Origin of the sequence: Thiovibrio frasassiensis (assembly GCF_029607905.1) — a bacterium.
Classification (GTDB): domain Bacteria; phylum Desulfobacterota; class Desulfobulbia; order Desulfobulbales; family Desulfurivibrionaceae; genus Thiovibrio; species Thiovibrio frasassiensis.
The window spans coordinates 1,126,376-1,141,547 of sequence record NZ_JAPHEH010000001.1 but is presented as its reverse complement, the minus strand read 5'-3'; the positions used below and the strand labels follow the sequence as shown (position 1 = coordinate 1,141,547).

General features: G+C 51.5%; 17 protein-coding genes. 8 read left to right on the top strand and 9 right to left on the bottom strand.

Annotated features, from left to right (window positions below; translation table 11 throughout):
* Positions 1–2: 2 nt before the first annotated feature.
* The 7 genes from OLX77_RS05410 to OLX77_RS05380 all read left to right on the top strand — a co-directional run bounded on the left by OLX77_RS05410 (position 3) and on the right by OLX77_RS05380 (position 5,529).
* Entirely contained in the window at positions 3–278 is a 276-nt protein-coding gene (locus OLX77_RS05410; protein WP_307632574.1) for a hypothetical protein, read from the top strand.
* Positions 278–1,462, top strand: coding sequence for a TrbL/VirB6 family protein (locus tag OLX77_RS05405; protein ID WP_307632573.1), 1,185 nt, complete (start codon positions 278–280; stop codon positions 1,460–1,462). The genes OLX77_RS05410 and OLX77_RS05405 overlap by 1 nt, the downstream gene beginning before the upstream one ends.
* A 2-nt stretch (positions 1,463–1,464) precedes the next feature.
* Positions 1,465–1,821, top strand: a complete 357-nt coding sequence (locus tag OLX77_RS05400) for a hypothetical protein (protein WP_307632572.1) — start codon at positions 1,465–1,467, stop codon at positions 1,819–1,821.
* 825 nt (positions 1,822–2,646) lie between these two features.
* Positions 2,647–3,021, top strand: coding sequence for a plasmid mobilization relaxosome protein MobC (mobC, locus tag OLX77_RS05395; RefSeq protein WP_307632571.1), 375 nt, complete (start codon positions 2,647–2,649; stop codon positions 3,019–3,021).
* On the top strand, positions 2,996–4,522 hold the full coding sequence (locus OLX77_RS05390; RefSeq protein WP_307632570.1) for a relaxase/mobilization nuclease domain-containing protein: 1,527 nt from the start codon (positions 2,996–2,998) through the stop codon (positions 4,520–4,522). Before mobC ends, OLX77_RS05390 begins: the two co-directional genes overlap by 26 nt.
* Before the next feature lie 14 nt (positions 4,523–4,536).
* Positions 4,537–5,283: a phospholipase D-like domain-containing protein gene (locus OLX77_RS05385; RefSeq protein ID WP_307632569.1), complete on the top strand. Its 747-nt coding sequence runs from the start codon at positions 4,537–4,539 to the stop codon at positions 5,281–5,283.
* Between the two features lie 51 nt (positions 5,284–5,334).
* Positions 5,335–5,529, top strand: a complete 195-nt coding sequence (locus tag OLX77_RS05380) for an antitoxin VbhA family protein (RefSeq protein ID WP_307632568.1) — start codon at positions 5,335–5,337, stop codon at positions 5,527–5,529.
* Positions 5,530–5,760: 231 nt separating this feature from the next.
* Here the strand turns inward: OLX77_RS05380 and OLX77_RS05375 are convergent, their stop codons facing one another.
* The 5 genes from OLX77_RS05375 to OLX77_RS05355 all read right to left on the bottom strand — a co-directional run bounded on the left by OLX77_RS05375 (position 5,761) and on the right by OLX77_RS05355 (position 7,977).
* On the bottom strand, positions 5,761–6,105 hold the full coding sequence (locus tag OLX77_RS05375) for a hypothetical protein (protein WP_307632567.1): 345 nt from the start codon (positions 6,103–6,105) through the stop codon (positions 5,761–5,763).
* 13 nt (positions 6,106–6,118) lie between these two features.
* Positions 6,119–6,391, bottom strand: a complete 273-nt coding sequence (locus OLX77_RS05370; protein ID WP_307632566.1) for a hypothetical protein — start codon at positions 6,389–6,391, stop codon at positions 6,119–6,121.
* Positions 6,392–6,429: 38 nt separating this feature from the next.
* Positions 6,430–6,696: a type II toxin-antitoxin system RelE family toxin gene (locus OLX77_RS05365; protein WP_307632565.1), complete on the bottom strand. Its 267-nt coding sequence runs from the start codon at positions 6,694–6,696 to the stop codon at positions 6,430–6,432.
* On the bottom strand, positions 6,680–6,892 hold the full coding sequence (gene relB, locus OLX77_RS05360; RefSeq protein WP_307632564.1) for a type II toxin-antitoxin system RelB family antitoxin: 213 nt from the start codon (positions 6,890–6,892) through the stop codon (positions 6,680–6,682). The genes OLX77_RS05365 and relB overlap by 17 nt, the downstream gene beginning before the upstream one ends.
* A 92-nt stretch (positions 6,893–6,984) precedes the next feature.
* Positions 6,985–7,977 (bottom strand): integrase, encoded by a 993-nt coding sequence (locus OLX77_RS05355; RefSeq protein WP_307632563.1) that lies wholly within the window; start codon positions 7,975–7,977, stop codon positions 6,985–6,987.
* 305 nt (positions 7,978–8,282) lie between these two features.
* Between OLX77_RS05355 and OLX77_RS05350 the strand changes: the two genes are divergently transcribed.
* A complete protein-coding gene (locus OLX77_RS05350) occupies positions 8,283–8,732 on the top strand; it encodes a DUF4149 domain-containing protein (protein ID WP_307632562.1) in 450 nt (149 codons plus the stop codon).
* Positions 8,733–8,849: 117 nt separating this feature from the next.
* Here the strand turns inward: OLX77_RS05350 and OLX77_RS05345 are convergent, their stop codons facing one another.
* The 4 genes from OLX77_RS05345 to guaA all read right to left on the bottom strand — a co-directional run bounded on the left by OLX77_RS05345 (position 8,850) and on the right by guaA (position 15,134).
* Positions 8,850–10,943 (bottom strand): hypothetical protein, encoded by a 2,094-nt coding sequence (locus OLX77_RS05345; protein WP_307632561.1) that lies wholly within the window; start codon positions 10,941–10,943, stop codon positions 8,850–8,852.
* 44 nt (positions 10,944–10,987) lie between these two features.
* A complete protein-coding gene (locus tag OLX77_RS05340) occupies positions 10,988–12,151 on the bottom strand; it encodes a tetratricopeptide repeat protein (protein WP_307632560.1) in 1,164 nt (387 codons plus the stop codon).
* Positions 12,152–12,190: 39 nt separating this feature from the next.
* A complete protein-coding gene (locus OLX77_RS05335; RefSeq protein ID WP_307632559.1) occupies positions 12,191–13,450 on the bottom strand; it encodes a GAF domain-containing sensor histidine kinase in 1,260 nt (419 codons plus the stop codon).
* 112 nt (positions 13,451–13,562) lie between these two features.
* Positions 13,563–15,134: a glutamine-hydrolyzing GMP synthase gene (guaA, locus tag OLX77_RS05330; RefSeq protein ID WP_307632558.1), complete on the bottom strand. Its 1,572-nt coding sequence runs from the start codon at positions 15,132–15,134 to the stop codon at positions 13,563–13,565.
* Between the last annotated feature and the right edge of the window lie 38 nt (positions 15,135–15,172).

Genomic DNA, 15,172 nt, shown 5'->3' with positions numbered 1-15,172 from the left:
AGATGATGCGCAAGTTTATTTTCGTATTGACGATTGTGGCAATGATAGCAGCGTATTCCAACGGTCCGGCCATGGCTGTGGGACAAACCACCACGCAGGAGAAAGATTCGCCCCAGCCTGCACCGCCGGAGAAAAAACCGAAAAAGAATATTTTTGGGGAAAACTCACAAAAAAGCAAAAACCAGGAAGGGTGGGCGGCAAGGGATTTAAGGAAAAAGGGATATGACCCTCAAAATTTGACCGGAAAGGATTTCCGTAAAATATTGGGGGCGGAATAATGCGAATTTTCTTGTTGTTCATGCTTCTGTTCTCCCTGTCCGTGGCGGTTGTACATGTGCCGTCGGCCTTCGCCATTGACGAAGGTTATTCAGCTTCATCTGATGATTGGAGCGGGGAGAGCGACGCCGATTCCGGGACAACGCAGAGCTTTAAGGGCTTTTCAGGTGAACTTTTTGCAAGGATGAGCGATCAGCTTCAAGAATTTCATAACGCTGTTTATCCTGCCCTTATGCAGTCGTTCGGTGGGTTCATAAGGGTCTTTGTTACCCTGTACATCGTCTTGGGTGGATATGGGGTTGCAGTGGGTTGGTTCAAGGAAGCCACGAAGCAAACGATCGTGAGTATCCTTCTTGTGGTTTTTATACATAGCTTCGTCCTGGAATCAAATGTGTATAGCAGTTGGTTTACTCCGCACATCACCGGCTTTTTTATGGGTCTTGCGGATTTTTTTGCGACAAAAGCTCTGGCTGCGGGTGGCATGAACCACGCGACAGATTCTTTTAGCGTCTTCAACGCTCTGGATGAAATGATTTCCAGGCTTAACGGCGCAACCAATGCCATTGAATCAAGCGTCGGGATGCTCGATTTTCTCAAAGTGAAGATGTGGTTTGCCGTTATCACTCTAACGGTCATCTATGCCTTTTTGTATGGGGCATTTATGGCAATCATCGTCATAGGATATTTCAGCCTGAATATTCTTTATCTGGTGGGCGGCATCTGTATTTTCTTTGCCGCCTTCAGTCAAACCCGGTTTGTCTTTTACTCATGGCTGCGCGGAGTCTTTAACTACGGCCTGCTCATCGTTTTTGCTTCCATCGTAATGTCCATCTGCATTTTCGGCCTCAACGAAAGCCTCGCGCGCTTGATAGCATCCGCCCAAGAAACACGGGAAATATTCACCCGCGATTATTTCTTTGCCATTTTCTGGGCATTGGTTTCCATCGCGCTTATCCTCAAAGCACCAGATTTTGCGGCAATGTTTTCCGGTGGCCAAGCTGGCTCGACCGCCGGGATCGCGGCAGGCATGGGGCTTGTCGCTGGAGCAATGGGACAAGGAATGAAGGGGGGTATAAGGCCAGCCGGAAAATTTGTTGGAAATTTAGCAGATCGTGGCCTTTCAAGTCTTCCGGGCGGTGCTGGCCGGGCATATAGCCGACTCAAAGGAATTTATAAGGGAGAGTAGACATGGAACAGACACGCGGAAACTATTACAAGATGACGGGCCTGTGCATGGCTGTATTAACTGTCGGCGTAACAATCGCCGTCTTATTGCCCCCCGCTTGGAAAGCGGTTGTGCCCGTTCCTCAAGGCCGCCCTGGGCTATTTGACTTTGTTATGATTGTTCTCGCAACGAGCGCCGGCCTCGGCGGCTTTAGGGCAGCATTGGCAATACAAGCACACTGGCTGCCTAAATGTGAAATTAGCGAAGAACAGCGCAGTGTAATTGAAAAAAACGTGCTTCCTCTTCGTGAATCCATTGACCGCCTTATCAAGTGGCTGGCAATAGGCTGTGTCGTTGTTGTGCTGTTCAATTACTTTTGAGGATCTTTGATATGGCAACCACCAAGAAAAAAAAAGTCCCGTTCCAGCCCGTTTTCCCTGAGCAGTATCCCCAGGAGTGCCAATCATGCAAGACCCCAACCGTCTGCGAAAAATTCATGGTAGCGGGCCTAAAGGCTGATTCCGGGTGTTGTATTTTTATTTGCCACTGGAGGCATAAAAAAAGTCGCCCAAAAAATGATGCCAACATGGTGACGGATTCGGCCCCTGGAGCATCACATTTTATCACGGAAAGAAACAGGAAAATTCTTCTCCTTCGCGCTTTCCTCCTTTCATGCCCCCCTGTAACCGGAAAACCGCAGGGAATCAGACCCCGGAAAGCCTCTTGCAATCAAGCTCTTCCGGGGATGCGCATACCTACCAGGGAAATTCTGAAAAAGTGAATAAAAAATATCATAATTCTAGATGGTTATGGATTTCATGGAATGATGCGCATACCTACCAGGAAAATTTCTAAAATATACGCACAGGCCAAACAAGATGAACCCATCGGTTTGGTTTTTGGTATAGCAGGGACTTTTGGGCTTCTAGCGGGTTGATACTTGGTTCTAGCGGGTTGAAATGACCTTCTAGCGGGTTGAAATAGCCTTATAGCAGTCTGGCCAATCTGAAAAAGCACAAGGAAAAGCCCCCTAAAGGATAAAAGTGGTCTCAAAGCGACGCTTTTGATCGTTGTTTTCAAAAGGCGGGATACCCTAATTGTGGCACAATTAGGTGTCGCCTTCGGCTTTTTCCCGCTTTTTCGGGGGACAGCACCCGAAAAAGATTGGCCTTCCCTGAAGGGAACCCGGCCAAAGGACAAGACAAATGGCACAGACAAAAAAAGGATATTCGGCCACGCCGAGCATCCGGCTAAACGATTTAGCCGGGCCTTTGCTGAAACGTGCCGAGCAGGAAAATGTCAAACCTGCCCAGGTAATTCGCCGCGCCCTCAAGTTATATTTGCAGGACAACGCCCAGCGGATTGAAGACACGGCGGGCCTTCGGGTGGACCTCCTGGCCTTGCGGGCTGAATTTCACAGGGCCGGGAACAATCTCAATCAACTTGCCCATTTCTTCAATGTGCATGACACGCTGGACACCTCGGAACTAGCCCAAGTCCATTTTGATTTGCGGCGACAATTTTGGGAGGCACGACAACTCTTGGAGGCAGTGATTGAAGACCTCAGAAAGAGCGCGTGAGGACCACGAACAGGAGGCCCCGCACGCGAAGAGGGGAGGCAAAAGTCACAACAGCGCTGCTGCGGCTTTGCGGCTCAGGCTGTCCTCGCCGAACTACGTAAAGGCGACTCACCAGGGCGGACCTGAGGCCGTTGTTAAGGTGGTTTCTTTCGCACGAGGCTCTCAGGCTCGTTTGCTCATGGAATACATTGGGCGCATCGGCAAGGACATCGACCCAAGTCAGGAGATAGAACTTGAAGATCATGGTGGCTTTATCTATCGCGGGCAAGGGGATATTCAAAAGATTTTTGAGGAATGGGCTAAGGACTTTGAACGGGCCAACCCGGGAACCAAACGCCCACCCCGCGATGTAACGCACATTGTTTTTTCTGCCGGTGCGGACAATACGCCACGGAATCGGCGCCGTACCCTGGCCGCTGCCCGCGAGGTTGCTCAGGAGCATTTTGGCGCGAAGGGATACGATTACCTGATAGGGCTGCACCAGGATGCGGACAAGCCGCACGTTCACATCCTGGTGAGAAACCACCACCGGGAAGGTGGAAAAAAATTCAAGCTTAACCCTGCGGACTTGTTTGTGATCCGTGACCACTTCGCCCGAGCGCTTCGGGAGGTTGGCCTTGACCATGTGGCGACCTTGCAACGGGATAGACCGAAGGACACGGCGGCGATACGCGCGGAAATCGACACTGGCATAAAAAAACTACGGCAGAAAGAAAACTGGCTAAGAATCCAGATGGAAAAGGCAGCACCGGACGTAAACGCATTGAAGCATCGGGAGGCTATTCTTGAGACCGTCATACGGCTTAACGAGCAGATCAAGAAAATTACCAAATCCAAAAGCCCAGAACGCGCCATGCTTATGGGTGAAACACGAAATATCAAGCGGGCGCTCTTAAAGTCCGAGCCGGACTTGCAAACCCAAATTGAAAGCACTGTCCGCAGCCTAGGCAGAGAGGCATTGCAATATCGGGAACTGATAAACGAATTGACCAACCCGAAGCCCAAGGCTGCTGCTATCCATCTTTCCAGACAAGAATTGAAAAGCCGAGAGAAATATCTTGCGGGCCTGGAACAACGCACGGCCCGCGATATTGCCCTTGCGCGGGAAGCGATCAAGAAAAGTGAGGCCAGTAAGCCTGATAAGGAGCTTGCTCTTGACGTACTGCGTCAGCATAGTAGATTGATGAAAGGGGTTTCGATTGATAGGGAAACTGACAAATTCCTTGACCGGCTGGCCAAAGAAGTGGAGAATTTCGGTGAGCGATACAGGGAATTGCGAAATCCGATTTCCGGGGAATTGCCTAGGGGCGCTTTGGATCGGGTACAGAATCGTCGGATTTTGGAAAAGCAGGCCCTCGGAATCGAAAAAGGCATTCTTCAGGCGCAAAAAATGGTACGGCTGGCACCGGTCAGACCTAAGGTTAGGGAAGCGGCCCAAACGATGCTGAAACAGCACCAACAGACCTTGAGTCGCAGCTTGGGCAAGACACAAGGAAAATAGAAAAAGGGGAGAGTATGCTGTCAACCCACACGGGTGATTATAATATTTTTATCGGGCAAAATGCAGGGGACGATATTTATCATTGTATTAAATCCGCCAAAAGAACCATTAAGATGGTTTCTCCCTATGTTTCTCCTGAGTATATTGACTTGTTGCTTGACGCTACTGCTAGAGGAGTTCGGGTGTTGCTTCGGACGGGGAGCGACATGGCGAATAATGTCGAAAAACGCGGCGAAATTTATAAGAAAATTATTACACAACAACAACACCTAGACACCGACAGCCAGAAAAGAAGAAAGGACTGGATGCTCTTTTCTGCACTATTGATTGTTACTTCAATTGTTGTTGGGGTTGTCGGTTACAACACAAACCACCATAAATTATTATGGTCTTTTGCTACTACACCAGTATTTTTGTTCTTTTTCAATTCAGTCAAGCAAATACGCATATTCAATTATACATATGACACAAGATTTGATTTTGGAGTATTTGTTTCTCCCTATGATCAAAAAATAGACGATAAACATTTCTTCATACATTCTAAGCTATATGTAATAGATGAAGAAGTAGCTTTTGTCGGTTCTGTAAATTTTACCAAAGTTGCCTTTAGGCACAACTACGAATGTTGTGTAAAGTTAAATGATGATCTGGTTGTCTCTGGGATTTCCAATGAGATTGATCATCTGACTCGAACAGAGGGTATTTTCTATAGAGACATAAGCGAGATTGGCCGGATAATTTATCCTGAGCCGCCTAATTGAAAACATTGTAGTGAGTAAACATAACCGCCAAGATGCCACGGAAGAAAAGACATGGAAACTCTCAGAGAAGCTTACAAACAGGCCCTGGCAAGTGCAGCTTTAGAAGGAATTGAGCCGCCGAATGGTCCTCCTGAGCTTATCGCCTCTCAGGAAGATTGGCTCTCCGGCAAGATCACGGGAGAGCAGTACTTCGAACGGCTTAACGAGCATTATCGTGCGGTTGCGAAGTCTTCATCTGAGAAGTAAGGGGGAAAGTTAGCTTTGACAGCGCCATACCGCGCTTGATTGCTTCGGCCATAGTCCGCTTTTGGCGGTGCCTGAAAAGGGAGACATGCGGTTGTGGGGAGGCCAGAGGAAGAAACTGGAGAAAATCCGACAGGGGAAAGCCTGTTGACGCTCCGCTGCCTCGCCTGCGGCTCAGCTTGTAAGGAAGGGGCATAGATTTTAAAAGCAGAGAAGGGAGAGGATAACCACGGATTACTTTTGAGTTTCCGCAAATACAATATCAGCCACCCAACAAGGGAAGCTCTCTGTGTCGTAATCTTTCCGAACGCAATTCACCTTTTCAATCTTCCTTCCAGTTGCTCGCTGAAATCGCATAAGTTGCACAGCGATTTCGGCCTCCAGGTCTTGCGGATCACTAAAGCCTGGGGACTCGGCAAGGCCCTGGTTAATAATCTTGATTATTTGCTCCCGAGATAGCGGCCCTTTTTGCAGAGCGTCTTCAACCACCCCAAACAACTCCAGAAGCCGCTTCGCGCCTTCATGTTGGTAACAAAGATATTCACGGACAGCATTGCGGAGTATGACTTCTTGGCCCATAATCTACTCCTTTCTATCGAAAAAGCCTTTCTCTCACTTCAATCTGTTGCGCTTCATTAGCCTCGTTTTTCTTTTCAACCGCCACTCGCAAAGAAGAGATTGTAATAATAAGAAAAGAAACGATGGCAATGCCGATGCCAATATTAAAAAGAACAGGCGGTGGCATCTTCCTATTGTAATTAATTAAAATATCATTCTTTTTTTTCCATAAAAATATCACGAACCCCAACAATAATACAGATGAAACCCAATAACCAAAATTAATATAACCAAGAATATCAATCATTATTCACCTGAAAAAATAATTTCGCCAAGGTCTGCTGGTCAGCTATAAATGTCTTTCCGGTGCCCGATTGTGATTGCCGCAATTACAAAATCTCCATCTTGGATATCGCAGATTATCCGATAATTCCCTACTCGATATCGCCAGAGGCCACGTTTGTCGCCAACCAAGGCTTTTCCCCGTGTGCGAGGATCGTCCAATATGGCAATCTCATCCTCAAGATAATCCAATATCTTCTCTTGCCAAGCCCTGTCGATCTTTTTTAGCTGCCGTTTGGCGCTCTCAAGAAATTCAACGCGCCAAGCCAAGTTCTTTCCTCACATCAGCAAGACTGGTGCGCGGCTCTTGCCGCTCCAAGGCAGCAAGAGCAAGCAGATAATCTGCATGATCCTGAAGATAAGAGGTCAACGCCTCTTTTACATAGTAGCTCTTGCTGCGTCCAGTTGCGACGGCAAGCTTTGTGAGCTCGGCTTCCAATTCCTGTTCAAGTCTTACCGCAAGCATTTTCGTCCTCCTTATCGATGCTTTTTGTATAACAAGTATAACAACTGATAAGGGCGGTGTAAAGTGTAAAAAATGAGGCTAAAAGGAAATGGCTATCCCATCTTCACCGCCAAATCCTCAGCGCGTAGATGGGTATAGCGTTTCAGCATAGTAAGGGTTTTGTGACCGGTGACACTAGCCACCTCCATTATTCCCCATCCCGGCCTCTCGAAAAGGCGACTGGTCGCTTCGTGACGAAGATCATGAAAACGCAGGTCGTCAATTCCCGCCCGCTGGCATATCCGGCCAAAGGCTTGGGTGATGCTGTCCTCTGCCATCCCCCAGACGCTTCCATCGATCCGACGGGGAAGGCTTTCTAAAATTTCCTTGGCCTTTGGAGAAAGAGGAACTGTCCTGGGACTTTTTTTCGTTTCTAAAAAAGGGATGACCCATATTCGCCTTTTGAGATCAACGTGCTCCCATCGCATGGCGGCAATCTCGCTACGCCGCGCTGCCGTTTCCAGGGCAAACAAGATGATGTTTTCAATTTCCTTGCTTTTACAGGCTATTGCCGCCTCAATGAGACGCTGTTCTTCGCTGTCACGTAACCGACGATCCCGACCGGCCGGCAACTTGGGCATACGGATTTGGGTGGTCGGCAGACCGTGCGGAATATGGATGCCGCAGTCGATTTGGGCAAATTTCAGAGTTCGATTGAGAAGGCCCAACTCGTGCTTTACTGATTGTGCAGAAACTTGCTTGAGACGCTGATCGCGAAAAGCCGCAACATGGTTACTGCGCAGGGCAGCAAGAGAGAGGGGGCCAAAGTGGGCTTTGAGGAGGGTTAAGCGGAAGCTTTCTCTTTTCCCGCCATCGGCCAAACGCGGAAAAACTTCCCTTTCATAACGGTCGAGAACCTCAGCAATTGTGGTTTGCTCTGCAGCGCTACTAGAAATGAAAACGCCGCGCTCTATTTCGGATTCAACCTTACGCGCCCAGGCCTCGGCTTCTTTTTTTGATTTCTTGGTTATAGTTTGGGTGGGGCAACCCTTTTTACGAATTTTGACCCGCCATTGGTAGGGTCCTCTTTTTTCGATAACTGCCATAATGGAAAGCCTTGTTTTTGAAGTCTAGTGTCCCATGAGTGTCCCAATAAATATTTTTTATTTTATCAAATCACGAAAAATCAGCAAGTTATTTTATTTTAAAACCGGCCTTCTAAGCCGTAGGTCAGAGGTTCGAATCCTCTCGGGCGCACCACCAAATACCAAGGGGTTCATGACACGTTCACAGGCCCTGTGTTTGTTCAGCTGCCATTGTCTCCAATCCCCATCCTACTTGTAAGTATCGAATCCTGCCAATCACATACCAAAACCGCTTTGGATGTACTCTCTGCCTGGAGGAGGACAAAATGAAGCTAAAACAGATGCCCCCAATCGTGTACCGTCTGGCTATTGCGTGTTGGCTTGGCGGCGCATCCTTGTTCACCTTTCTCCTGACTCCAACCCTTTTTAAGTCCTTCAACAGAGATGTGGCTGGTGACATTGTTGGCGTGCTTTTCCCAGGATATTTCCTGTGGGGCTTAGCTTGCGGAGTTGTCGCGCTCATCTGTCTTGCTGGCATCAAAAGCCGCGCACGCACTGTTTCTGCAATCATCATCGCTGTCATGCTTACTATCAGCTCAGTACAGGCCTTCGTGATTGAGCCAAAAGCAGCAGCGCTAAAAAAGGAAATCCCCTCCTTCGCAACCACCCCCACTGATCACCCAAGCCGAGTCCTGTTTCGCAAGCTCCATGCCATCTCTGCCTCCGGCAACCTTGCTGTCATCGGGGGCGGGATCGCTCTGGTCGTCTTGCTCTAATCAGCTCTGGATTTTTTAGACAAACTTCCAAGGGATTGTTGCAGCGGAGATGAAGGACTGAAGGAATTGCAGCGGAAAATCGCGGCCCGGGGGAACAAGAAAAGGAAAAACAAACAATCAGATGTCCATCATCTGCCAGAGCGTCTGACCCAGTGCGATGAGCGGGGCGACGAACAGCGTAATAATGAGCAGGGCCTGTTTCTGAAGCCACGAATTTGTCAGCAGCCCGATCATGCCACTGGAGTTGTCAGCAAGCATGTAGGCGAGAAAGGGGAAAAACAACGCCCCGCCCGTCAGCAAAATAACCTCGGTCAAGAGCAATTTCCGACCAAAAAGCTTCGCACCGTCACAGAAAATCCTCACCCAGGCCATCCTCGCAGAGAGTGGCTTCAAGGCATCGCAACTCCCCCGCACCACCGCCAGCCCCTCCTGAATAGTCAAATAGAGCTGACCATGCATGTTCTGCTGGGCAAGAGCTTCTATCTCGCTGAGCTTTGCCCGAGCCGCCTGGAGAATTTCCTGAAAATTAGGAAAAAAAGATTGGTAGGGATACGTCTCCCAGTAACGCCGGAACCCCTCCCAGGCAGCGAGCATTCCGAGGATATCCGTCTTCATTGCATCTAGGGCGTTTTCCTGCAGCCGATAGCAGGCACGCAACAACGCCTGACCCTTGTGCGCCACCTCAAGGAGGTCGTAATAACTGCCTTGGGCAAACTGCTTTTCAAGCCCCTCTAAATCGGCCAAAAGGGCCAAGGGGCTTGCCTCCCCGGCAAACCAGGCCTGGAGATCCTGGCAGACCGCCCGGGCCTTGAACAGGGCTTCTTCGGCCTCCTGATACTTGACGTGCAAACGGACCGAGAGGAGATCTTCAACCGGGCCGACAACAGGCTGCAAAAGGGGATCCATAAGCGCGATCAAAAAGTACTCTTTCCGATCGGAAACCAGGGCCCGAAGCTGGCGGAGGGCTTTATCCCCCATATCCCCGAGGACCATAAGCTGAACCTGCCGATACAATCCTTCGGCAAGATCGCGGCGTATTGCAAAAACACGATCCAGCGCATGTCCTGCCTTCCAATGATCATCGTGCAGGGCATAGTACCTCGACTGCAACAGGGAAATATAGATCTTTTCCTTGTCGGAATTGGCGATGATCGCGGCATGTTCCAGAAAATGCTCAAGATCGCTGTCCCGCTCGAGCTCCAACGCGACAAAAGCACGACCGATGGTGGCATAAAACTGCTTGCCCTTAGGCCTTCTGCTTTCCTCAACAAAAAGTTCCTCGGCCTGGGCGTGCTGGCCAACCCGCAGACAATCAAGGCCAAGATGCAGGCTGTGGCTGTCCACCGAGACCATCTCCGGCTTGGTCAATTCTTCCCATTTGGAGCTGGTGTTAAAAGCAATATTCCACAAAAATCTGGGCTGATAAATGAGAGTGAGGTCAAAATAGGCAAGATACACCTGAAGAATCGGGCTCTGCCGGATCTCAGAGACGGTGAGCCCGGCCGCCATTGTGTTGGCCAGCTTAGCCTGAACCGACAGGGCCTTGCCAAACAGTTCGCTCAATGTCTCAAACGGCAGATACCCTGCCACCGAGAGTCCCTGGGTGGCCATGGTCAACATTTTTCCCGGACAGTCCGCAGGCTTGTGGGTGGTCATCCCGCAATAAAAACAGGGAGCAAGAGGGCCGGCAAGGGGAAGGGCGCGGTGCGGAAAGAGCTCAATCCGCGGACTTTCCTGAATTGACAAGGAAAGAGTATACAAGCCGTTCTCAGCCGCGGCAAAGGTGTGGGACAACAAATTCGTCCCGGACGGAACTTCAGCCCAATACTGTTTCAAGGGAAGGGTTGCATAAGGCTGTTCGCGCAGGAGAACATCCCAGAAAGAGGCGGTGGGGTCGTGCACAGGACCCGGCGGTTCACCATCTTTTTCAAGATGCAAAACAATCTGCAGGGGCAGGGGACCACTGTTCTCGTTCCACTCATACAACTTTTTTAAGCGGGACAAGCTTTCCAGAAGCACTAACCCGACGGTATCCGGCTGGGAGAAATGAAAAAGCAGCAGACCCTCGGTGCTGGCAGGATCTTCTTTCCCTTTTATGGCAAGGGCCTGACGCAGATCAAGAAGAAAATCCGCCCAGGCTTCTCCCAAGATATTCTGGCCCTCGTGGTTCAGGGCATGAAGAGCAAGAAGAATGGAAAATTCTGCTGCCATGGATGGATTAACCTGTTTCTTATCGGAAAACTTGAGGGCTCGGTCTAGAGACATTTATCCAGAATGGCACGGGCTTCCTTGTGTTTGGGGTCAATACGAAGCACCTTCGAAACCCACTGGTCGGCCCGCACCAACTGCTTCATATTAAAATAGGCTTTGCCCAGAGTAAGAAACAACTCAAGATCATCGGAGGATTTCTCCGCCGCCTTTTCCATCACCTTGACTGCTTCATTGGGATCGCCGGCGGTATACAGGGCCATGCCGATTTTCTTGTTCAGGTAGATGCGTTCCGGATCCGCCTTCAACACCTCACGGTAGCATTTAACCGCCAGCTCCCCCAGGCCGCAACCAATACAGGTCTCGGCAATATCTTCCTTAAAATCGATATCGTTACCCTTTGATTTCAACACCAGGCGCAGAACTTTTTCCGCCTCGGGAAGCTGGTTCTTCTTGATGAGCAGCTTGGCGAAATTCATGGCCCGGTCCGCATGCCTCGGACTGATCTCCATGGCCCGGTTGAAATTTTCCATGGCCATTTCCATCTTGCCGAGACGGTAATAAATCTGGCCCAGGGCATGATAGGAACTGACGTCGAGCCGATTGATCTCAACCGCCTTTTCAAAGCAGAGCTGGGCTTTTTTCAGGTCGCCCTTTTTCCCGAAGAGCTTCCCAAGTTCCCGATACGGTTTGGAAGAACGGTCATTGAGCTTGGCGGCCTCCGTGGCTTTGGCAATGGCACCGTCGAGGTCGCCCTTTTCCTCAAGGGTGCGCGCCTGGAGTAATAGCTGGTTGAAGAGCGAGGGGTTGTTGATCTGTCCCAGCAACTCCATAACCTTCTGCTCCAATGTCGCGGTGACAAAGGGTTTGGTCATGTAAGCGTCAACATCATGCTCGGCCGCTTCCGCGACAATATCCATGTTGGCTTCGGCGGTGACCATGAGAAAGGGGATATCGCGCCATTTCTTGGTGGCCCGAATCAAGCCCAGCAGCTCGGTGCCCGACATATAGGGCATGTTATAATCACAGATAATAAAATCGATGACGATATTTTCGGTCTGGAGAAGCTTCCAGGCATCCCGCCCATTGGCCGCCTCATAAAATTCCTTGCCGAAATGGACCAACTTCAGCATGGCCTTGACCGAACGGCGCATATTGTCGATGTCGTCCACGACAAGAAAAACCATATCTTTTGGCGCTTTAAGCTTCATCCTGCTTTTCTTCCCTTTGCTGCGCGTATCAGCTCTGTATTACAGGGGCAAGGTAAAATTAAAACGAGACCCTTTCCCCGGCTCGCTCTCGACGAAGATCCTGCCCCGGTGAATCTCCACAGCCAGTCGGCAAAAATAGAGGCCAAGCCCGGTACCGACCAGGGCATCCTGCTTGTTGGAAATTCTGGCGTACTTCTCAAAAATGGCGCGGTGCTTCGATGCGGGTATTCCAGGACCTTGATCCTGCACATAAAATTCAAGCTGCTTTTTGCCCACCACCCGACGACAGCCGAAACGGATCGTGGTGTTGCTCGGGCAATACCCCAAAGCATTGGTCAGCAGATTCTGCAATACCCGCAAGATGAGGATGCGGTCCAGGGCAATCTGGGGCAGATCCTCTTGCACCTCCAAGATCAGCGCCACATCCTTGATCCTGGCCATGCCCTTGATGCTGCTCAGGCATTCAGCCAGCATGGGCCCAGGGGCGACAACCTCCTTGATGGGCGTAAGCTTACCGTCTTCGATCTTGCCGATGCTCACCAGATTGGAAACCATGCGCACCGCCCGGTCGCACCCTATCTGGGCCGACTCCAGAAACTCGCGGTTTTCCTCGGAAACGGTGTAGGAAAGGATATCAAGGTTGGCCACCACCTCGGAAAGGGGGCCCTTGAGGTCATGGACCAGCATACTGGAGAGTTCGGCACGCAAGGTCTCCTGATGACGCAGTTCCTTGTTGCGCTCCCGGAGGATGCGCTGCTGACGGCGGAGGTCCTGCTGGAGATTTTCCTGAACCAAGAGGGAGAGGATGACGCTGCTGAAATCAAAAAGACGGGTGATGTCCTCCTTGAGCAGATCCCGATCCCCGATTTTATCGGTGACATTGATGACCCCGAGCACCTTGCCCTTATGGAGGATCGGCATGGAGAGCAGCGAATTGCGCCGATAGCTGCCGCGGCACATGGTGTCAAAACGGCTATCCTTGGCAATATCCTTGATAAAAAGGGGCTCCTGATGCCTGGCTACCCAAGCCGCCACGGAGCGCTCCTTCTCGATGGTCTGCTCATGACCAATAATCTCAGGCCGGCTCGCCGCCCGGACCACCAGGTATTTTTTTCGCTCAAGGACCATGAGGGAGCCTTGCTCCACCCGCAGATACTCGAGAATGACCTCGAGTATCCGGCCAAGGCGCGCAGCATAGTCAAGGCGGGGGGTATTGATCACCCCGGAAATCCGGGAAAAACTGTCCAGAAGCCGATTGACCAGCTCCAAATCCCGCAACTCTTTTGCTCCACCCTTCACGGCAGCCCCTTTCCCTGTGTGATTTGTCGGCAACAATCCGGTGCCCCTCAGAAAAGCATCTTACCTTGCATGCTATCATAAAAAAAACGGCATGGTAAAGCGGCAACTGGGGTTATTCCCACTCGATGGTTCCAGGCGGCTTGCCGGTGATGTCATAGACCACCCGGGAAATGCCGCGCACCTCGTTACAGATGCGCCTGGTGACGTGATCGAGGAAATCGTAAGGAAGATGCGCCCAGCGGGCGGTCATGAAATCGATGGTCTCCACGGCCCGCAAGGCGACGACATGGGCGTACTGCCGATTGTCGCCGACCACCCCCACCGATTTGATCGGGAGGAAAACGGTGAAGGCCTGGGAGACCTTATCGTAGAGCTCGTTCTTGCGCAGCTCCTCGATGAAGATATCATCGGCCAAACGCAGGGTGTCGGCGTAATCCTTGCGCACCTCGCCCAAAATACGTACCCCGAGCCCCGGCCCGGGGAAGGGATGACGGTAGACCATCTCATAGGGCAGGCCCAATTCGACGCCGATGGTGCGGACCTCGTCCTTGAACAACTCGCGCAGGGGCTCCACCAGGCCAAGCTTCATATGCTCGGGCAGCCCGCCCACGTTATGGTGGCTCTTGATCACCTTGGCCTTGCCGCTTTTCGCACCGGCCGACTCGATGACATCCGGGTAGATGGTGCCCTGGGCCAGCCACTTGGCATTGGCGAGTTTCGCCGCCTCCTCCTCGAAAACCTCAATGAAGGTGTTGCCGATGATCTTGCGTTTCTTTTCCGGGTCTTCCTCGCCCTTGAGCCCGTCGAGAAAGCGTTGCTCCGCATCCACCCGCAAAACCTTCACCCCCATGTGCTTGGCAAAGGTGGTCATGACCTGATCGCCCTCATGCAAGCGCAACAAGCCGTTGTCCACGAAGACACAGGTGAGCTGGGTGCCGATGGCCCGGTGCAACAGGGCTGCAACCACCGAGGAATCAACCCCCCCGGAAAGCCCCAGCAAGACCTCCTCTTCGCCCACCTGGCTGCGGATCTGGGCAATGGCATTCTCAATGATGTTGCTCGGCGTCCAGAGACGGCTGCAGCCGCAGATCTCGTGGACAAAGCGCTCGATGATCCGCTGCCCTTGGCGGGTGTGGGTCACCTCCGGGTGAAATTGAAGGCCGTAGAAGTTGCGGCTCTCGTCGCCCATTCCGGCCAGCGGCGCGTTGTCGCTCTCGCAGATGGCGTGGAACCCCTCGGGCAGCCGATTGACCCGGTCGCCGTGGCTCATCCAGACGTCGAGCAATCCGTACCCCTCGGGACTGGTATGATCCTCGATATCGCGCAGCAGCCGGGAGTGATGGCGGGCCCGCACCTGGGCATAGCCGTATTCACGATGACTGGCCGCCTCAACCTCGCCGCCCAACTGGGCGGCCATGGTCTGCATGCCGTAACAGATGCCGAGCACCGGCACCCCCAGGGTAAATACCACCTCGGCCGCACGGGGGGTTTGCGCCTCATGCACGGATTGCGGACCGCCCGAAAGAATGATCCCGTTGGGAGCAAAAGCCCGAATCTCCTCGGAGGTCAGGTCCCAGGGATAGAGTTCGCAATAGACCCCGGCCTCCCGGACCCGCCGGGCAATGAGCTGGGTGTATTGGGAGCCGAAATCAAGGATCAGGATCTTTTCGCTGTGGATATCCATTTTTCACCTTTGGTGAAGAAAATTAAGAGTGAAAAGTG